14 protein-coding genes are annotated in these 14,984 nt (G+C 66.6%); 9 read left to right on the top strand and 5 right to left on the bottom strand.

Annotated elements, in window-relative coordinates:
- The first annotated feature begins 57 nt into the window (after nucleotides 1-57).
- From VA599_RS22895 to VA599_RS22920, 6 genes are all read left to right on the top strand, one after another.
- Complete coding sequence (locus VA599_RS22895) at nucleotides 58-1,338, top strand: 3-dehydroquinate synthase (protein ID WP_346790784.1); 1,281 nt, start codon at nucleotides 58-60, stop codon at nucleotides 1,336-1,338.
- Nucleotides 1,335-2,564 (top strand): metabolite traffic protein EboE, encoded by a 1,230-nt coding sequence (eboE, locus tag VA599_RS22900; RefSeq protein ID WP_346790785.1) that lies wholly within the window; start codon nucleotides 1,335-1,337, stop codon nucleotides 2,562-2,564. Before VA599_RS22895 ends, eboE begins: the two co-directional genes overlap by 4 nt.
- Nucleotides 2,554-3,495 (top strand): UbiA family prenyltransferase, encoded by a 942-nt coding sequence (locus VA599_RS22905; RefSeq protein ID WP_346790786.1) that lies wholly within the window; start codon nucleotides 2,554-2,556, stop codon nucleotides 3,493-3,495. The genes eboE and VA599_RS22905 overlap by 11 nt, the downstream gene beginning before the upstream one ends.
- Nucleotides 3,496-3,578: 83 nt before the next feature.
- A complete protein-coding gene (locus VA599_RS22910) occupies nucleotides 3,579-4,451 on the top strand; it encodes an EboA domain-containing protein (protein ID WP_346790787.1) in 873 nt (290 codons plus the stop codon).
- 21 nt (nucleotides 4,452-4,472) lie between these two features.
- Nucleotides 4,473-5,546: a TatD family hydrolase gene (locus VA599_RS22915; RefSeq protein WP_199776167.1), complete on the top strand. Its 1,074-nt coding sequence runs from the start codon at nucleotides 4,473-4,475 to the stop codon at nucleotides 5,544-5,546.
- A 27-nt stretch (nucleotides 5,547-5,573) separates the two neighbouring features.
- Nucleotides 5,574-6,353, top strand: a complete 780-nt coding sequence (locus VA599_RS22920; protein ID WP_104947413.1) for a VOC family protein — start codon at nucleotides 5,574-5,576, stop codon at nucleotides 6,351-6,353.
- A 103-nt stretch (nucleotides 6,354-6,456) separates the two neighbouring features.
- Here VA599_RS22920 and VA599_RS22925 read toward each other — a convergent pair whose 3' ends face one another.
- Nucleotides 6,457-6,948, bottom strand: coding sequence for an Lrp/AsnC family transcriptional regulator (locus tag VA599_RS22925; RefSeq protein ID WP_104947414.1), 492 nt, complete (start codon nucleotides 6,946-6,948; stop codon nucleotides 6,457-6,459).
- 125 nt (nucleotides 6,949-7,073) lie between these two features.
- Between VA599_RS22925 and VA599_RS22930 the strand changes: the two genes are divergently transcribed.
- Nucleotides 7,074-7,691, top strand: a complete 618-nt coding sequence (locus VA599_RS22930; RefSeq protein ID WP_346790789.1) for a LysE family translocator — start codon at nucleotides 7,074-7,076, stop codon at nucleotides 7,689-7,691.
- A gap of 68 nt (nucleotides 7,692-7,759) precedes the next feature.
- On the opposite strand, the gene VA599_RS22935 is transcribed toward VA599_RS22930, so the two are convergent.
- The 3 genes from VA599_RS22935 to VA599_RS22945 all read right to left on the bottom strand — a co-directional run bounded on the left by VA599_RS22935 (nucleotide 7,760) and on the right by VA599_RS22945 (nucleotide 11,059).
- Nucleotides 7,760-8,878: an alkene reductase gene (locus VA599_RS22935; RefSeq protein ID WP_346790790.1), complete on the bottom strand. Its 1,119-nt coding sequence runs from the start codon at nucleotides 8,876-8,878 to the stop codon at nucleotides 7,760-7,762.
- A gap of 66 nt (nucleotides 8,879-8,944) precedes the next feature.
- On the bottom strand, nucleotides 8,945-9,751 hold the full coding sequence (dkgB, locus tag VA599_RS22940; protein WP_346790792.1) for a 2,5-didehydrogluconate reductase DkgB: 807 nt from the start codon (nucleotides 9,749-9,751) through the stop codon (nucleotides 8,945-8,947).
- Between the two features lie 105 nt (nucleotides 9,752-9,856).
- Nucleotides 9,857-11,059 (bottom strand): MFS transporter, encoded by a 1,203-nt coding sequence (locus VA599_RS22945; protein WP_346790794.1) that lies wholly within the window; start codon nucleotides 11,057-11,059, stop codon nucleotides 9,857-9,859.
- A 101-nt stretch (nucleotides 11,060-11,160) separates the two neighbouring features.
- Here VA599_RS22945 and VA599_RS22950 point away from each other — a divergent pair, with 101 nt between their 5' ends.
- Nucleotides 11,161-12,093: a LysR substrate-binding domain-containing protein gene (locus VA599_RS22950; RefSeq protein ID WP_346790796.1), complete on the top strand. Its 933-nt coding sequence runs from the start codon at nucleotides 11,161-11,163 to the stop codon at nucleotides 12,091-12,093.
- A gap of 68 nt (nucleotides 12,094-12,161) precedes the next feature.
- On the opposite strand, the gene hflX is transcribed toward VA599_RS22950, so the two are convergent.
- Nucleotides 12,162-13,550, bottom strand: a complete 1,389-nt coding sequence (gene hflX, locus VA599_RS22955) for a GTPase HflX (protein ID WP_346790798.1) — start codon at nucleotides 13,548-13,550, stop codon at nucleotides 12,162-12,164.
- A gap of 157 nt (nucleotides 13,551-13,707) precedes the next feature.
- On the opposite strand from hflX, the gene VA599_RS22960 reads away from it, so the two are divergent.
- Nucleotides 13,708-14,970 carry a DEAD/DEAH box helicase gene (locus VA599_RS22960; RefSeq protein WP_346790800.1) on the top strand — a complete coding sequence of 421 codons (1,263 nt, stop codon included), beginning with the start codon at nucleotides 13,708-13,710 and terminating at the stop codon, nucleotides 14,968-14,970.
- Nucleotides 14,971-14,984 lie beyond the last annotated feature (14 nt).

Here is a 14,984-nt window from a genome sequence, read left to right on the forward strand (position 1 = left end):
GGCTACGCGCTCCCGCAAGCCTTCCGGAACGCGTAGCCTCCGAACAAGGAGATGCCGATGAAACTGGCCGGAACGGACCCTGTTCGCCAACTCCCAACCTCCCGCGCCGCTGCAGCGGCTGGGCCGGATTCGCATCAACGCCTGCAACTTAACCATGACTTCAGCGTGATCCACACCCGCGAGGCTTTCGCCGCGGACAACCCCGCCCTGCTCCATATCCTCCGCCGCCGCGAACCCGCCAAGCGGCACCGGGTGGCGGTTTTCATCGACGACGGCGTGCTGCGCGCCTGCCCGGAACTGCCGCAGCGCATCCGCGGCTACGCGGACACGCACGCCGCCCATCTGGAAATAGCCGGGGAGATCATGCCGCTTCCGGGCGGGGAAGTCTGCAAGAACGATCCCCAGCATCTGTGGCGGCTGCTTCAGGCCCTGGCCGACCGCAATATAGACCGCCACTCCTACGCGCTGGCCATCGGCGGCGGCGCGGCGCTGGACGCCGTAGGCCTGGCCGCGTCGCTGTTCCATCGCGGCGTGCGCCACATCCGCCTGCCGTCCACGGTGTTGTCCCAAGCCGACAGCGGCGTCGGCGTGAAAAACGCCATCAACTGGAACGGGCAGAAAAACCTGATCGGCAGCTTCGCCGTGCCCTGGGCCGTGATCAACGACGCGGCGCTGATCGATGGTTTACCCGCGCGCGAGAAGCGCGCCGGCATGGCCGAGGCGGTGAAGGTGGCGCTGATCCGCGACGCGTCATTCTTCCACTGGCTGGAAGCCCGGGCCGACGCGCTCGCCCGCTTCGAGCGCCCGGATCTGGAAGAGCTGATACAACGCTCGGCGGCGCTGCACCTGCGCCAGATCACCCAGGGCGGCGACCCATTCGAACAGGGCTCGGCCCGCCCGCTGGACTATGGCCACTGGATCGCCCATAAACTCGAGCGGCTGAGCGGCCACGCGCTGAACCACGGCGAGGCCGTGGCCATAGGCGTCGCCTGCGACGCGCGCCATTCGGCGTTGGCCGGACTGCTGCCCGCGGGAGACGAGGCCCGCGTCTGGCGACTGCTGCGCGCGCTGGGCTTCGAGCTATGGCACGAACAGCTGCTGGCCCAAGACGAGCATGGCCGGCTGGCGCTGCTGCAAGGCCTAGGCGAGTTCCGCGAACACTTGGGCGGCGATCTGTGCGTGACCCTGCTGGAAGAGCTGGGCCGCGGCCGGGAAGTGAACGCCATAGACGGGGAACGCGTCATGCAAAGCATCCTCTGGCTGCAGCAGCGGCACGCCGCCGCCCTGCCCGATGCGCGCGCCGGCATCAACGAAACGGTCTGCGGAGCCGGAAGATGAAGCTGGCGCACCTGCCCCTGCCCGCGCATCTTTCCTATTGCACCAATATCCATGCCGGCGACAGCCTGGCCGAGGTCGAGGCCAGCCTGGATGATTTCCTGCCGGCGATCCGCGCCCATCTGGAGGAATGGCGGGCGCTGGCCCCCGACGCGCCATTCGGCCTGGGGCTGCGGCTGTCAGCCCAAGCGGCGGAAAGCCTGCTGCAGCCAGACACGCTGCGCGCCTTCGCCGCCCGGCTGGAATCGCTGCATGCCTATGTGTTCACCATCAATGCCTTTCCTTGGGGAAACTTTCACCAGAAACCGGTAAAGCAGGCGGTCTACCAGCCCGACTGGCGCAGCAGCCAGCGCGCCGCTTACACCATCCATTGCGCGCGGACGCTGGCCGCCCTGCTGCCAGCCGGCGTGGAAGGCAGCATCTCCACCGTGCCGCTGGGCTTCGCCGAAGGAGACTGCGCGGCGGCGATGGCGGACTCGCTGCCGCAACTGCGGCTGGCCGTGCTGGAACTCAACCGGCTGATGCGCGAAACCGGCAAGGAAATCGTCCTGGCCTTGGAGCCGGAGCCGGCCTGCCTGCTGGAAAACGCCGCCGACGCGCTGCATTTTTTCAAACAGTATTGGCTCTCCGAGGAAAACCTGGCGCAACTGGCCCGGCTTGCCGGCTGCGCGCTGCCCGAAGCGCTGGAATTGGCGCGCAGGCACCTCGGCGTCTGCTACGACGTATGCCACGGCGCGGTCGAATTCGAGGACCCATGCGCGGCATTGGCCTCGCTGCTCGACGCCGGCATCCGCATCGCCAAGATCCAGCTGTCCTGCGCTCTGCGGGTGGAAGCGATGGATGAGCGCGCCGCGATTCAATTGCGAACGTTCGACGACGGGATTTACCTGCATCAGGTGGTCAGGCGCAATGCGTCCGGCCTGCAGCGCCACCCGGACCTGCCGCAGGCGCTGAGCCTGCCGCCCGACGCCATTCGGCGGGAATCATGGCGCGTGCACTGCCATGTGCCGCTGTTTTGGCAAGCGCCGCCGGAAGCGGGCCTGGCCAACACCCGCGACAGCCTGGACGCGGTGCTCGGCCTGCTGCGCCGGCAGGCCGTCAGCCCCCATCTCGAAGTGGAAACCTATACCTGGGACGCGCTGCCGCCCCAACTACGCGCCATGCCCAAGGCCCAGGCCATCGCGCTCGAATTGCACACCGTCCTGAAGGAGCTGCGCCATGAGCGCTGACGCCGTTTCATCGATGCCGGCCTGGCTGCGCCTGGGCCGCGTTTCCAACCTGCCCACCGTGCTCAGCAACGCGCTGGCCTCCGCGCTGCTGGGCGCAGCGTCCGGCGGGCATGCCTTGCGCTCGGCAGACCTGGCGGCCCTGCCCCCGTTGATGCTGTCGATGTGCCTGTTTTATGTGGGAGGCATGTACCTCAACGATGCCTTCGACCGCGAAATCGACGCCCGCGAGCGCCCCCAGCGCCCCATTCCGTCCGGCGAAGCGCGCGCGCAAACGGTTTTCGCTTGCGGCTTCGGCATGCTGCTGGCCGGCTGGCTGCTGCTGGGGCTGTACGGCAACGATCACAGCCGCTTTTACGGCGCGCTGCTGGCTTCCGCCATCGTGCTCTACAACGTCTGGCATAAGGACAATCCCTGCAGCCCGCTGCTGATGGGCGCCTGCCGCGCCCTGCTCTGCCTGTGCGTCGGCTCGGCCTTCGCCGGCGGCACGCCGCCGCTGCTCTGTCTGGCGGCCGCCCTGCTGCTGGCGCATATCGTTGGACTCAGCCACGCCGCCAAGCAGGAAAGCCTGGACCGCATCGGCGCCCTCTGGCCGCTTGCGGTGCTCGGCCTGCCGCCATTTGCCTACGCGCTGCTGGCGCTTGTCCGGTTCATCCCGGACGGAGCGCCCCAGGCCTGGCAAGCGCTGACGCTTGCCTCGCTGCTGGCCATCGCGCTGACCGCCGCGCTGGCGCTCTCCGTGGCGCGGCTGCTCAAACGTTCGGCTCCCGGCGCGGTCGGACAGGCGGTGGCGCGGATGATCGCCGCCGTCAGCCTGCTGGATGGCCTGGCGCTGGCCGCCTGCCTGCCGCAGCCCGCGCCCGCGGCCATCCTCGGCTGCGTGGCGGCCTATTTCTCCACGCGCTTCCTGCAAACCTATATCCCGGGAACCTGAACATGCGCAGCGACACTCAAGACCCGACTCTCGCCCCCCGCACCCTTCCCGCCTCAGACGCATGGAGCGCCTGGCAACCCCGCATGCGCGCCTGGCAGGGGCTGCTGCAAGGCTGGCTGAGCGCCCGCGCCGACGGCGACTGGTACGCGCGGCAATGCCAGGATCTGGCCCACGCCACCGCGGGCGACCACCCGCTGAACCTGCTGTTCAAAGCGATGGGCATCGCGCCGCGCAAGCTGGGCAAACAAGACTTGGCGCTCAGCGAGGCGGAACAGCGCCAGGCCCGCGCCTTGCAGCCCGGCTTCGACGCCAGCCGCTGGAGCGTGGATCAGGCCGCCCGCGTCGGCTTGATACTGGCCGCGGCCGGCAATCTGCCCGATGGGGCGGCCTTCGCAGCCCTGCTCGACGAGCTGGCGAATCAGGGCGACATCCAGGAACAGATCGCCCTGTATCAGGGATTCGCCCTGTATCCGCAAGACCCGGCCTTGCTCGCGCGGGCCGGCGAAGCCGTGCGCAGCGGCATCCGTCCGATCTTCGCCGCCTTCGCGCTGCGCGATCCCTGGCCGCAAGCGATGCTGCCTCAGGCGGCGTGGAATCAGATGGTGGTCAAAACCTTCTTTCTGGACTTGCCGCTGTGGCCGATCCAGGGGCTGGCCGAACGCGCCGACCAGGATCTGGGCGAAATCCTGTGCGACCTAGCGGCGGAGCGCGCCGCGGCCGGCCGCGGCCTGAACCTGGAACTCTGGCGCCTGCTGGCGCTATGCCCCGGCGAGCGCGGACACGCGCTGCTGCGCCGGCAATACGCCGACACCCGTCCCGGCACGCATAAGATGTACGCCTTGCAACTGGCGGCGAGGGAAAGTCCGCACGCAGATGTCCGGGCGCTGGCGCCTGCCGGACTGCCCGGCATCGAATTCAGCGACGAATGGGAACGGCTGGCCCAGTGGCGGGAATGAATCCAACAAGGGGGAAACCAGATGAACGACATCCAGCAAGCAATCGAAGAAATGTTTTCCGACCGCAGCGCGGCCTGCCCCTGCTGCGGGTCGACATTGAGTCCGGAAATGCTGCGAGGCCTGCTGCGGCAAGCCTCGCAGCGGCAACAGGAGCGCCAGTCGCACCCCCCCCTATCTCCAGGCGCGAGCGGCATGCTGATAGACCCGCACGCCCACATGATCGCGCGCACCACCGACGACTACGAGGCGATGGCCGCCAGCGGCGTCGTCGCCGTGATCGAACCGGCATTCTGGCTGGGGCAGGCGCGCACCAACGTGGGCAGCTTCATCGATTACTTCTCTACCATCGCCGGCTTCGAGCGCTTCCGCGCCGCGCAGTTCGGCATCCGCCACTACTGCGCGATCGGCCTGAATCCCAAGGAGGCCAACAACCGCGAACTCGCCGACGCCGTGCTGGATATCCTGCCGCGCTATCTGGGCAAGGAAGGCGTGGTGGCCTTGGGGGAAATCGGCTACGACGAGCAGACCGAGCTGGAAGACCGCGCCTTCCGCGCGCAAATCGAGCTGGCCCAGGAATTCGACCTGCCCATCATGATCCACACGCCGCACCGCGACAAAAAGCGCGGCGCCAAGCGGACGATGGACACACTGGAGGCCTGCGGCTTCGATCCCGCGCGCTGCGTGATCGACCACAACAACGAGGAAACGGTGCAAGAAGTGCTTGATCGCGGCTATTGGTGCGCGTTCACGATCTACCCCTCCACCAAGATGGGCAACGATCGTCTGGCCGCCATCGTGGAGCGCTACGGCCCGGAACGCATCATCGTCGACTCCGCCTGCGACTGGGGCGTATCCGACCCGCTGGCCGTCGCCAAGTCGGCGCGCATCATGGCCGCCCACGGCCTTGACGAAGCCACGATACGGCAGGTGGTCTACCACAATGCGCTGGCGGTCTACGGCCTGAGCGGCGAAATGAGCGAAACCGACTGGCTGGAACCCGCGCCGGTGGATCAGCGCACGCTGTACGGCGGCAATTCGGTATTGCGCGGCCAGGCGCCGCGAGTGGACCAGGACAACCCCGACCGCATCGTGTGACGGCGGAACCTTCCCAAAGGAAACGGCATGACAAGCAGACAAAGCAACCCCGTGAGCCTGGTTTCGCAATGGTTCATCCGCCACGGCTGCGTCGAACAGGTGCTGTCGGCGCTGCCCGCCTATGTGCAGGAAGTGATGGAGGAGCCGGGAACGCTGATCTATCTGGTTCACGCCCCGCTGCCGGAAAACAATCCCAATCCCTTGCTGCAATCTCTGCCGCCCGCCGTTCGCCCCAGCCTGCTGTTCTTCGAAGAATATGCCAGCGAAGACGCCTTTCTGACTCATGTCAAAGGCCCGGCCTTCACCGCCTTCGTCGACAAATACGGCCAGTGCTTCATCAGCAGCGATGGCCATCCCTACAACACGGTCACCTTCCTGCGCCGCGAACAGGGCTTCATCCGCGGCCTGGACAGCCGTTCTCCGCAAGCCGAACAGATCGGCAGCCTGAACCGGCACCCGGCGGTGATGTTTGAAATCATCGCCAGGGATCAGGACAAATCCAAGGCGTTCTATAGCGAGGTGTTCGGCTGGCGCTACCAGAACGGCGGCTCCGGCTTCGCCTATGTGCACTTCCCGCTGCAATTGCGCACCTTGCTGGGCGGCATCGGCCAATCCGAGAAAGGCGTGCCCGGCATGGAGCCGGGACACAGCTTCTATTTGCTGGTGGAAGACTTGCCGCTGGCGATAGACCGCGCGCTGGCCGCCGGCGGCAGCCCGCACATGCCGATCACCAGCGTGGACGGCTACACTTTCGCCATGGTCAAAGATCCAGAAGGCAACCCGATCGGCCTGCTGCAGGCGGTCTGAACGCGGGCGGCCTTCGCGCCCCAAGCCCTGTCCGCGTGGCGCGAAAACGGAACCGCCGGTACTGGCCGCGCGGCGCTTCAAACTTGCCTCCCCCCGCCTCCTGCTAGCGGCGCGCTTCCGACGCCACCGGCAGCCGGCCAGACATCTTCACCTCGCGCAGGGACAGGCTGGAGCGGATGGACGATACCCCCGGCAACTCGCGCAGCACGTCGCGCACGAAGACGCCAAACGCCTCCAGATCCTCGGCGACCACCTGCAGCAGGTAGTCGCACTCGCCGGTCAGGTTATGGCAGGACAATACCTCCGGAATCGCCTGCACCCGCTCCTCGAAACGCAGCGGCGCTTCGCCGATGTGGCTGCCGAAGCCGATCTGCACGAAGGCGAGCACCCCGTAGCCCAGCTTCTTGCGGCTCAACACCGCCTGGTAGCCCTCGATATAACCGTCGGCCTCCAGCCGCTTCAGCCGTCGCCAGCACGGCGTCTCGCTCAGCGCCACCTGCTCGGCCAGCTTCGCATTGGACAGCCGTCCGTCCTTCTGCAACAAGGCCATTAGAGTGAAATCCACATCATCAAGGTCTGATTTTGGAAGATTCATTTATTCACAGCGCTATTAATAAAAGAGTCTTTTCAAATCTAACGCGACAACGCAAGAGAAAGCAAAGCAATTTCACCTCGCCGGGCGCACACTAGCCGCATCGCCTTCCAGTGCCGGAGCCCGCCATGCTGTCCTTGTCCGTGTTGTCGCTCTACCTTGCCGCCCTTGTCGCCGTCTACGTATTGCCTGGCCCGGACATGGCGCTGGTGATGGCCACGTCGGCCAGCCGCGGCGTCGGCGCCGGCTTGCTGACCGCGCTCGGCATCGCCGCTTCGCGCTTTCTGCATGTGATGATGTCCGGCCTGGGCCTCGCGGCCCTGATGGCCACTCACCCGCTGCTGTTCGACGCGGTGCGCTGGGTCGGCGCCGGCTATCTGCTATGGCTGGCATGGAAGGTAGTGCGCGCCAAGCCGGCGCAGGAAGACGCTCCCGAAGCCGCAGAATCTGGCCGGGCTGCCATCGCGCGCGGTTTTCTGACCAATCTGCTCAATCCCAAAGCACTGATGTTCTGCGCCCTGTTCCTGCCCCAGTTCGTCTCGCCAGCGCACGGCGCGGTGCTGCCGCAATTCGCGCTGCTCGCGGTCATCCTGGTTGCGGTGGGCTTGTGTTTCGACACCGCCTACGCCTTCGCGGCATGCGGCGTCGCCCGCCGCCTGAAGGGCCGCGGCCCGGTGGCGAAGCTGCAGAAAGGCCTGCTCGGCGGCGTGTTCGTGCTGATGGCCGGCCGGCTGATCTTCGGCTGACACGGCCGAACCGGGCCTTCCCCGCCAGCGCAGCGCATAAAGAGCCATCCTCGGATGGCTCTTTTCGTTCAGGCCAGGGATTCGTCCAGCGCGGGATAGTCGGTCAAGCCGCGCGCGCCGCCGCCGAACAAAGTGGCGCGGTCGTGCTCCGCCAATGGCGCGCCGCTGCGCAGGCGCTCCGGCAAGTCCGGGTTGGCGACGAAGGGCCGGCCGAAAGCGATCAAGTCGGCCCAACCAGCGGCTATCGCCTCCCGCGCCCGCGCCGCGGTGTATTTGCCGGCGTAGATCAACACTCCCGGAAAGGCCGCGCGCAGCTTTTGCTTGAAGGCCGCCGGCATCAGCGGCGCGTCGTCCCAGTCCGCCTCGGCAATATGCAGATAGCCGACGCCGAGCCCGCCGAGCAGCTTGGCCGCGGCGAGATAAGTGGTTTCCGGATCGTCATCGACGCAGCCGTTCAGCGTGGTCAGCGGCGCCAGCCGGATGCCGACGCGCGACGCGTCGCCGCAGCCATCTATCAGCGCCTGCGCGACTTCGCCGAGGAAGCGCAGGCGGTTCTCCAGCGAGCCGCCGTACTCGTCGGTCCGGCTATTGGCGTTCGAGTCTATGAACTGGTTCACCAGATAGCCGTTGGCGCCGTGCAGCTCCACGCCGTCGAAACCCGCGGCCATCGCGTTGCGGGCCGCCGCGCGGTACTGCTCCACCACCTCGCCGATCTCATCGATGCTCAAGGCCCGAGGCGCGGAAGCCTGGACGAAGCCCGGCGTGCGGCCGTCTTCGCCGGCGATGAATACATTGACGCCGACAGCCTGGATAGGCGACGACGACACCGGCTGCCCGCCGCCGAGCAGGCTCTCGTGGCTCAGCCGGCCGACATGCCACAGCTGGGCGAAGATGCGGCCACCGGCGGCATGCACGGCATCGGTCGTCTTGCGCCATCCCGCCACCTGCGCCGGCGTATGGATGCCGGGCGTCCACGCGTAGCCCTTGCCCTGCGGCGCGATATACGTCCCTTCGCTGACGATCAGGCCGGCGCCGGCGCGTTGCGCGTAATACTCGGCCATCAACGCATTGGCTTCGTCGCCAGGCTGGCTGGCGCGCGATCGCGTCATCGGCGGCATCACGATGCGATTGGGCAGCGTCAGCGCGCCGAGCCGCAGCGCTTGAAACAGAGGGTCTTTCATCATCATGCTTGTCCTGTCTCCGCCACAGCCCACAGGCTGCGGGCGGCTTGATTCAAATGAGGCGGAACGCGCTCAATCCCACTGCGGTGCCAGGCCGTCCGGGTTCACTTCACGGCCGTTGCGCTCCAGTGCGGCGATCTGCGCCATCTCCTCCTCGCTCAGGCGCAGGTTTTGCGCCAGCAGATTGCCGGCGAGATTCTCGCGCTTGGTGGACGACGGGATCACCGAGTAGCCCAGCTGCAGCGCCCATGCCAGCGCCACCTGGACCGGCGTGGCCTGGCGTCGCTGCGCGATGGCGGCGATCACCGGGTCGCCCAGCACCTTGCCGTAGGCCAGAGTCATGTAGGAGGTGACGTGAATGCCTTCGCCTTGCAGGAAGTCGACCAGCTTGCGGTTTTGCAGATACGGGCTCAGCTCGATCTGATTGGTCGCGATCGCGTCCTTGCCCACCGCGGCGATGGCCTGCCGGGTCAGCTCGATATTGAAGTTGGAGATGCCGATCCGGCGCGTCAGGCCCTTGGCCTTGGCATCGGCCAACGCGGTCATGAATTCCTCGACCGATACGCCATTGCCCGGCGCCGGCCAGTGGATCAGCGTCAGATCGACATAATCGGTGCGCAGCTTGGCGAGGCTTTCCTCCAGGCTGGGCAGCAGCTTGTCCTTGGCGTAGTTGTCCACCCAGATCTTGGTCGTCAGGAACAGGTCTTCGCGGCTCACGCCGGAAGCGGCGATCGCCGCGCCGACATCCGCTTCATTGCCGTAAATCTGGGCGGTGTCGACCGCGCGGTAGCCAAGCTCCAGTCCATTGCGGACAGAATCGACGGCAGCCTGGCCTTGCAGGCGGAAAGTGCCGAGGCCGAAAGCGGGGATGGTGCTCATAGTGTGTTTTCCCTGAAAGTGATGGGTCGGAAAAGCCGATGGGCGCTTGCGCGTTTCCCATCGCGAAAGGTGGCGAAAATCAGCATTGCGTTTGAAAAACCGCGTCTAGGCGGCAGGAGCGTCCGCCAGTTGGCCATGCCCGCGCTGGCTGTCGCGACGGTCCAGCGCGCCGCTCAGCACAGTCAAGGCGAACGCGCCCAGCGTCACCGCCGCCGCGATCCACGGCGTATGGCCCAGCCCGATGCGCTCGACGATCAAACCGCCCAGCGAAGAGCCGCCGGCGACGCCGAGATTGAACGCGGCGATGTTGAAGCCCGACGCGACATCGGCGGCCTCCGGCGCGAAACGCCGCGCCTGCTGGACGACATAAACCTGCAGAGCAGGCACATTGCCGAAGGCCACCGCGCCCCAGGCCAGCATCGTCAGCGCCGCCAGCCAGGCGATATGGACGGTGAAGGTCAGCGCCAGCAACACCAGGGCCAGCAACAGGAAGATCCGCTTCAGCGCCCTGACCGGGCCTGCGCGGTCCGCCAGCCTGCCGCCCCAGACATTGCCAAAGGCGACCGATGCGCCGTAGCCGACCAGGGCCAGGCTGACTTGCGTCGGCGTGAGGCCGGCGACCTGTTCCAGCAACGGCGCCATATAGGTGAAAGCGATCAAGGAACCGCCGTAGCCCACCGCCGTCATCGCGTACACCAGCAACAGGCGCGGCTGCATCAGCGCGCGGAGCTGCCGGGCCAGCGGCGCAGAGGCGGTCTGCGCGAGCCGGCGCGGCATGAAGGCCATCACGCCGGCCAAAGCCAGCAGGCCGAACAAGGCGACGACCAGGAAAGTGGCGCGCCAGCCGAAGTGCTGGCCGATGAAGGTGCCGAGCGGAATGCCGGCGACGAAGGCGACGGTCATCCCGCTGAACATGGTCGCGATCGCGCTGGCGGCTTTCTCTTTCGGCACCAGCGTGGTGGCGATGATGGAACCCACCGAGAAGAACACGCCGTGGGCGAGGCCAGTGAGAATGCGCGCGACGATCAGCGACTCGTAGCCGGGCGAAAGCCAGGCGACCAGATTGCCGACGGTGAACAGCGCCATCAGCGCGGCGAGCAGCGTCTTGCGCGGCACGCGGCCGGTCAGCGCGGTCAGCAACGGCGCGCCGACGGCGACGCCGAGCGCGTACAAGCTGACCAGCAGGCCGGCGGAAGGCAGGCTGGTCTGGAGATCGGCGGCGATGGTCGGAATCAGCCCGACGATGACGAACTCTGTCGTCCCGATGGCGAAGGCGCTGATGGTCAGCGCGAGCAAAGCGAGTGGCATGATGGGATCCATGGGTCCGTGAGGAATGGACGCAGTGTGCCCGCTTTACTTTTGCGGAAAAACCAGCTTATAAACGAAACTCTTTTGAAAAAAAATCAATAATGAAAATCACGCTGGATGAACTCCAGGCCTTCGCCACCGTGGTGGACACCGGCTCCATCACCGCGGCGGCGCAACAGCTGGACCTGACCGTGTCGGCGACCAGCCGCTCGCTGGCCCGACTGGAAGAGAAGCTGAAAACCACGCTGCTGCGCCGGACCACGCGCCGCCTGGAGCTGACCGAGGAAGGACGCGCCTTTCTGCACAGCGCGCGGGCCATCATCGATTCGGTGGACAGCGCGGAAGAGCAGATGCTGGCGAGGCGCGAGCAGCCGTCCGGACGGCTCCGGGTGGACGCCGCCACGCCGTTCATGCTGCACGTGATCGTGCCGCTGGTGCGTGGCTATCGCGAACGCTATCCGCAAGTGGAGCTGGAGCTGAACAGCAACGAGGGCATCATCGACCTGCTGGAGCGGCGCACCGACGTGGCGATCCGCATCGGCCAACTGAAGGACTCGACGCTGCACAGCCGCCTGATCGGCCGCAGCCGGCTGCGCATCCTGGCTAGCCCGGCCTATCTGAAAGCCCGCGGCCAGCCACAGAGTGTCGAAGAATTGGGCAAACATGCCCTGCTGGGCTTCAACCAGCCCGAGGCGCTGAATGTCTGGCCGCTGCTGGGCACAGACGGCGAGGCTTATCGGATTGAGCCGGCGGTGCGGACCTCCAGCGGCGAAACGCTGAGGCAGCTGGCGCTGGACGGCGCCGGCATCGTCTGCCTGTCGGACTTCATGACCGAACAGGACCGCGAATCCGGCCGCCTGGCGCAAATCCTCGCGCCCGACACCCTGGACATGCGCCAGCCGGTTCAGGCCGTCTATTACCGCAACACCGCAGTGTCGTCGCGGATCGCGTCCTTCATCGACTACCTGATCGAGGCGCTGGGCGGCAAGCTTCCCGGGCGGCGGCCCGCGGAGTGGACTACTGCCGCGAAATGAAAAAAGCCTTCCCGAACCGGGAAGGCTTTTCGCTTGCGCTGCCGCGCCGCGGCAGACCTCGGGAGTTGTCAAACCTCCCAGTACTCTTTTTCCCTGCCCTGCGAACCGGGGTTGAGCTGCTCGCGCAGGCTGCGCAGCTTTTCCGGCTCGCCGCGAACGCGGAAGCGGCTGCCCTCTTCATCGGCATGCTCTTCCAGCACCTGGCAGTGGCTGTAGATTTCGCCGCGCAGCTGCTGGGCGGACCACGGCAACAGCAGCTCGTCCTCCACCAGATCCTGCTGGAAGAAGGAGACGATGGCCGCGCGCAGGCTGGACACATCGTCCGGACGAAGCGCGCTCATCACCACGCAGCCCGGATAGCGCTGTTGCAACTCCGCCGTCCAGGCGGTCTGCGCGGCTTCGTCGCCGACATGGTCGATCTTGTTGAACACGCGGATGCGCGGCAGCTCGTCGGCGCCGATTTCCTTCAACACTTCGTCGGTCACTTCCAGCTGGCGCAAGAAACCCGGATCGCTGGCATCGATGGCATGCAGCAGCAACGAGGCGTCCAACGCCTCTTCCAGCGTGGACTTGAAGGACGCCACCAGGCCGTGGGGCAGGTTTTTGATGAAACCGACGGTGTCGCTGACCAGCACGCGCGGCACGCTCTCCGGGTACAGCACACGCACCGTGGTATCCAGCGTGGCGAACAACTTGTTGGCCACCAGCACCTCGCTGCCGGTCAGCGCCCGCATCAGCGTGGATTTGCCGGCGTTGGTGTAGCCCACCAGCGATACCCCGCCCAGGCCCATGCCCTGCCGCTCCAGGCGGCGCGCGCGCTGGGTCTTGCGCTCCAGTTCCATCGCGATGATCTCGCGCTGCAGCTCGGCGATGCGGTCGCGCACCTTGCGGCGGTCCAGCTCGGTGTGCGATTCGCCGGAACCGCGGCCGCCCATGCCGCTGCGCTGCCGGCCTTGCGGACCGGCCAGCTTGGCCGCCTCGCGCAGGCGCGGCGCCATATAGCCGAGACGGGCGATTTCCACCTGGGCACGCGCCGCGCGCGAGCGGGCGTTGCGGTGGAAGATCTCCAGGATGACCATGGTGCGGTCCATCACCTCGCAGCCGACGGCCAGTTCCAGATTGCGCATCTGAGACGGAGAGATTTCATGGTCTACCAGCACGGCGTCGATTTCGACTGCGCTGGCGTCCATCTCTTGTGGCTCGTCTTCCAATTCGTCGGCGCGGATGCCGCGCTTGACGTACATGCTGATTTCTTCCAGCTTGCCGACGCCCATATAGGCGGTGCGGTCGAAGCTATTGCGCTTTTGCACAAAGGTCTGCACCACCTGGAAGCCCAGGGTCTTGGCCAGCTCGCTCAGCTCGGTGAGCGAGGCCTCGAACTCAACATCGCTGACTTCAGGCAACTGCACCGAGGCCACAATGGCGTAGCGGGGCTTCTCTTTGACTTCTGTTTGCATCTACGGATGGCTTTATTTGGGATGAAGAGACCAGATAGTACTCGCAAACGGCGCGTTCCGCTGGCAAGTCGCGCATCTTCCTTGACCGGAGGGCCGGCGCGGCCGATACTCGTGCCGCTTCGGGCCCCGCCCCTTTATTCAACAGCCGTAATCATTCATGCCATTCGCTTCCCTGGGCCTGCAGCCCGATCTGGTCCAGTCCGCTCTCGAGCAAGGCTATACCCAACCCACCGCCATCCAGAACGCCGCCATTCCCGCCATCCTTCAAGGCGGCGATGTACTGGCCACCGCGCAAACCGGCTCCGGCAAAACCGCGGCCTTCTGCCTGCCACTGCTGCAGCAGTGGTTGTCCAGACCGCGCGGCATCCTGCGCCAACCCCAGGCGCTGGTCCTGCTGCCCACCCGCGAACTGGCGGCCCAGGTCGGCGAGATCCTGCGCGACCTGGCCCAGGCCCTGCCGCGCAAGCTGAAAGTGGCCGTGGTCTACGGCGGAGTGTCCATCAATCCGCAAATGATGGCGCTGCGCGGCGGCGCTGACATCGTGGTGGCTACGCCGGGACGCCTGCTCGACCTGCTGGACCACAATGCGCTGCGGCTTTCCGCCGTCAAGACGCTGGTGCTGGATGAGGCCGACCGGCTGCTGGACCTGGGCTTCGCCGACGAACTGGGCAGCGTGCTGGACCGGCTGCCGGCCGCGCGGCAAAACCTGCTGTTTTCCGCCACCTTCCCGCCCGCGGTGCGCGCGCTGGCGGAAAAGCTGCTGAACCAGCCGCTGCGGATAGACATCGAGCAAACCGCCGCCACCGCGCCGGACATCCTCCAGCGCGCCATCGAGGTGGACGCCGACAAGCGCACCCTGCTGCTGCGCCATCTGCTGGCGGCAAACAATTGGGACCGGGTCTTGGTATTCGTCGCCAGCCGCCAGGCCGCCGACCGGGTGGCGGACAAGCTGCATCGCAACGGCGTGTCCGCCGCCGCCCTGCACGGCGATTGCAGCCAGAGCCAGCGCGGCCAAGTGCTGGCCGACCTCAAGTCGGGCCGCTTGCGGGTGCTGGTGGCTACCGATGTGGCGGCGCGCGGCATCGACATCGCCCGGCTGCCGCTGGTGGTGAACTATGACCTGCCGCGCTCGCCGGTGGACTACACCCACCGCATCGGCCGCACCGGCCGCGCCGGCGCCCGCGGCGAAGCCATCAGCTTCGTCAGCGCCGACTGCGCCGCCCACTTCAAGCTGATCGAAAAACGCCAGCAGTTGCGGCTGACGCGCGAACGGATAGACGGCTTCGAGCCGACCGAGGCCTCCGCCCCGGCCGCCTCGCTGACGGACCCCGACGGCAACGGCGGCATCAAGGGCAAACGCAAGAGCAAGAAAGACAAGCTGCGCGAAGCCGCCGCCCGGCAACAGGCCGGCGGCGACTGAGGCAGGCCAGACTA

Source organism: Chromobacterium indicum (assembly GCF_039708975.1).
GTDB classification, from domain to species: domain Bacteria; phylum Pseudomonadota; class Gammaproteobacteria; order Burkholderiales; family Chromobacteriaceae; genus Chromobacterium; species Chromobacterium piscinae.

Bases quoted from the DNA above. Each gene is read 5' to 3' on its own strand.
- VA599_RS22895 (WP_346790784.1), top strand. From the start codon at position 58: ATGAAACTGGCCGGAACGGACCCTGTTCGCCAACTCCCAACCTCCCGC.
- eboE (WP_346790785.1), top strand. From the start codon at position 1,335: ATGAAGCTGGCGCACCTGCCCCTGCCCGCGCATCTTTCCTATTGCACC.
- VA599_RS22905 (WP_346790786.1), top strand. From the start codon at position 2,554: ATGAGCGCTGACGCCGTTTCATCGATGCCGGCCTGGCTGCGCCTGGGC.
- VA599_RS22910 (WP_346790787.1), top strand. From the start codon at position 3,579: ATGCGCGCCTGGCAGGGGCTGCTGCAAGGCTGGCTGAGCGCCCGCGCC.
- VA599_RS22915 (WP_199776167.1), top strand. From the start codon at position 4,473: ATGAACGACATCCAGCAAGCAATCGAAGAAATGTTTTCCGACCGCAGC.
- VA599_RS22920 (WP_104947413.1), top strand. From the start codon at position 5,574: ATGACAAGCAGACAAAGCAACCCCGTGAGCCTGGTTTCGCAATGGTTC.
- VA599_RS22925 (WP_104947414.1), bottom strand. From the start codon at position 6,948: ATGAATCTTCCAAAATCAGACCTTGATGATGTGGATTTCACTCTAATG.
- VA599_RS22930 (WP_346790789.1), top strand. From the start codon at position 7,074: ATGCTGTCCTTGTCCGTGTTGTCGCTCTACCTTGCCGCCCTTGTCGCC.
- VA599_RS22935 (WP_346790790.1), bottom strand. From the start codon at position 8,878: ATGATGATGAAAGACCCTCTGTTTCAAGCGCTGCGGCTCGGCGCGCTG.
- dkgB (WP_346790792.1), bottom strand. From the start codon at position 9,751: ATGAGCACCATCCCCGCTTTCGGCCTCGGCACTTTCCGCCTGCAAGGC.
- VA599_RS22945 (WP_346790794.1), bottom strand. From the start codon at position 11,059: ATGCCACTCGCTTTGCTCGCGCTGACCATCAGCGCCTTCGCCATCGGG.
- VA599_RS22950 (WP_346790796.1), top strand. From the start codon at position 11,161: ATGAAAATCACGCTGGATGAACTCCAGGCCTTCGCCACCGTGGTGGAC.
- hflX (WP_346790798.1), bottom strand. From the start codon at position 13,550: ATGCAAACAGAAGTCAAAGAGAAGCCCCGCTACGCCATTGTGGCCTCG.
- VA599_RS22960 (WP_346790800.1), top strand. From the start codon at position 13,708: ATGCCATTCGCTTCCCTGGGCCTGCAGCCCGATCTGGTCCAGTCCGCT.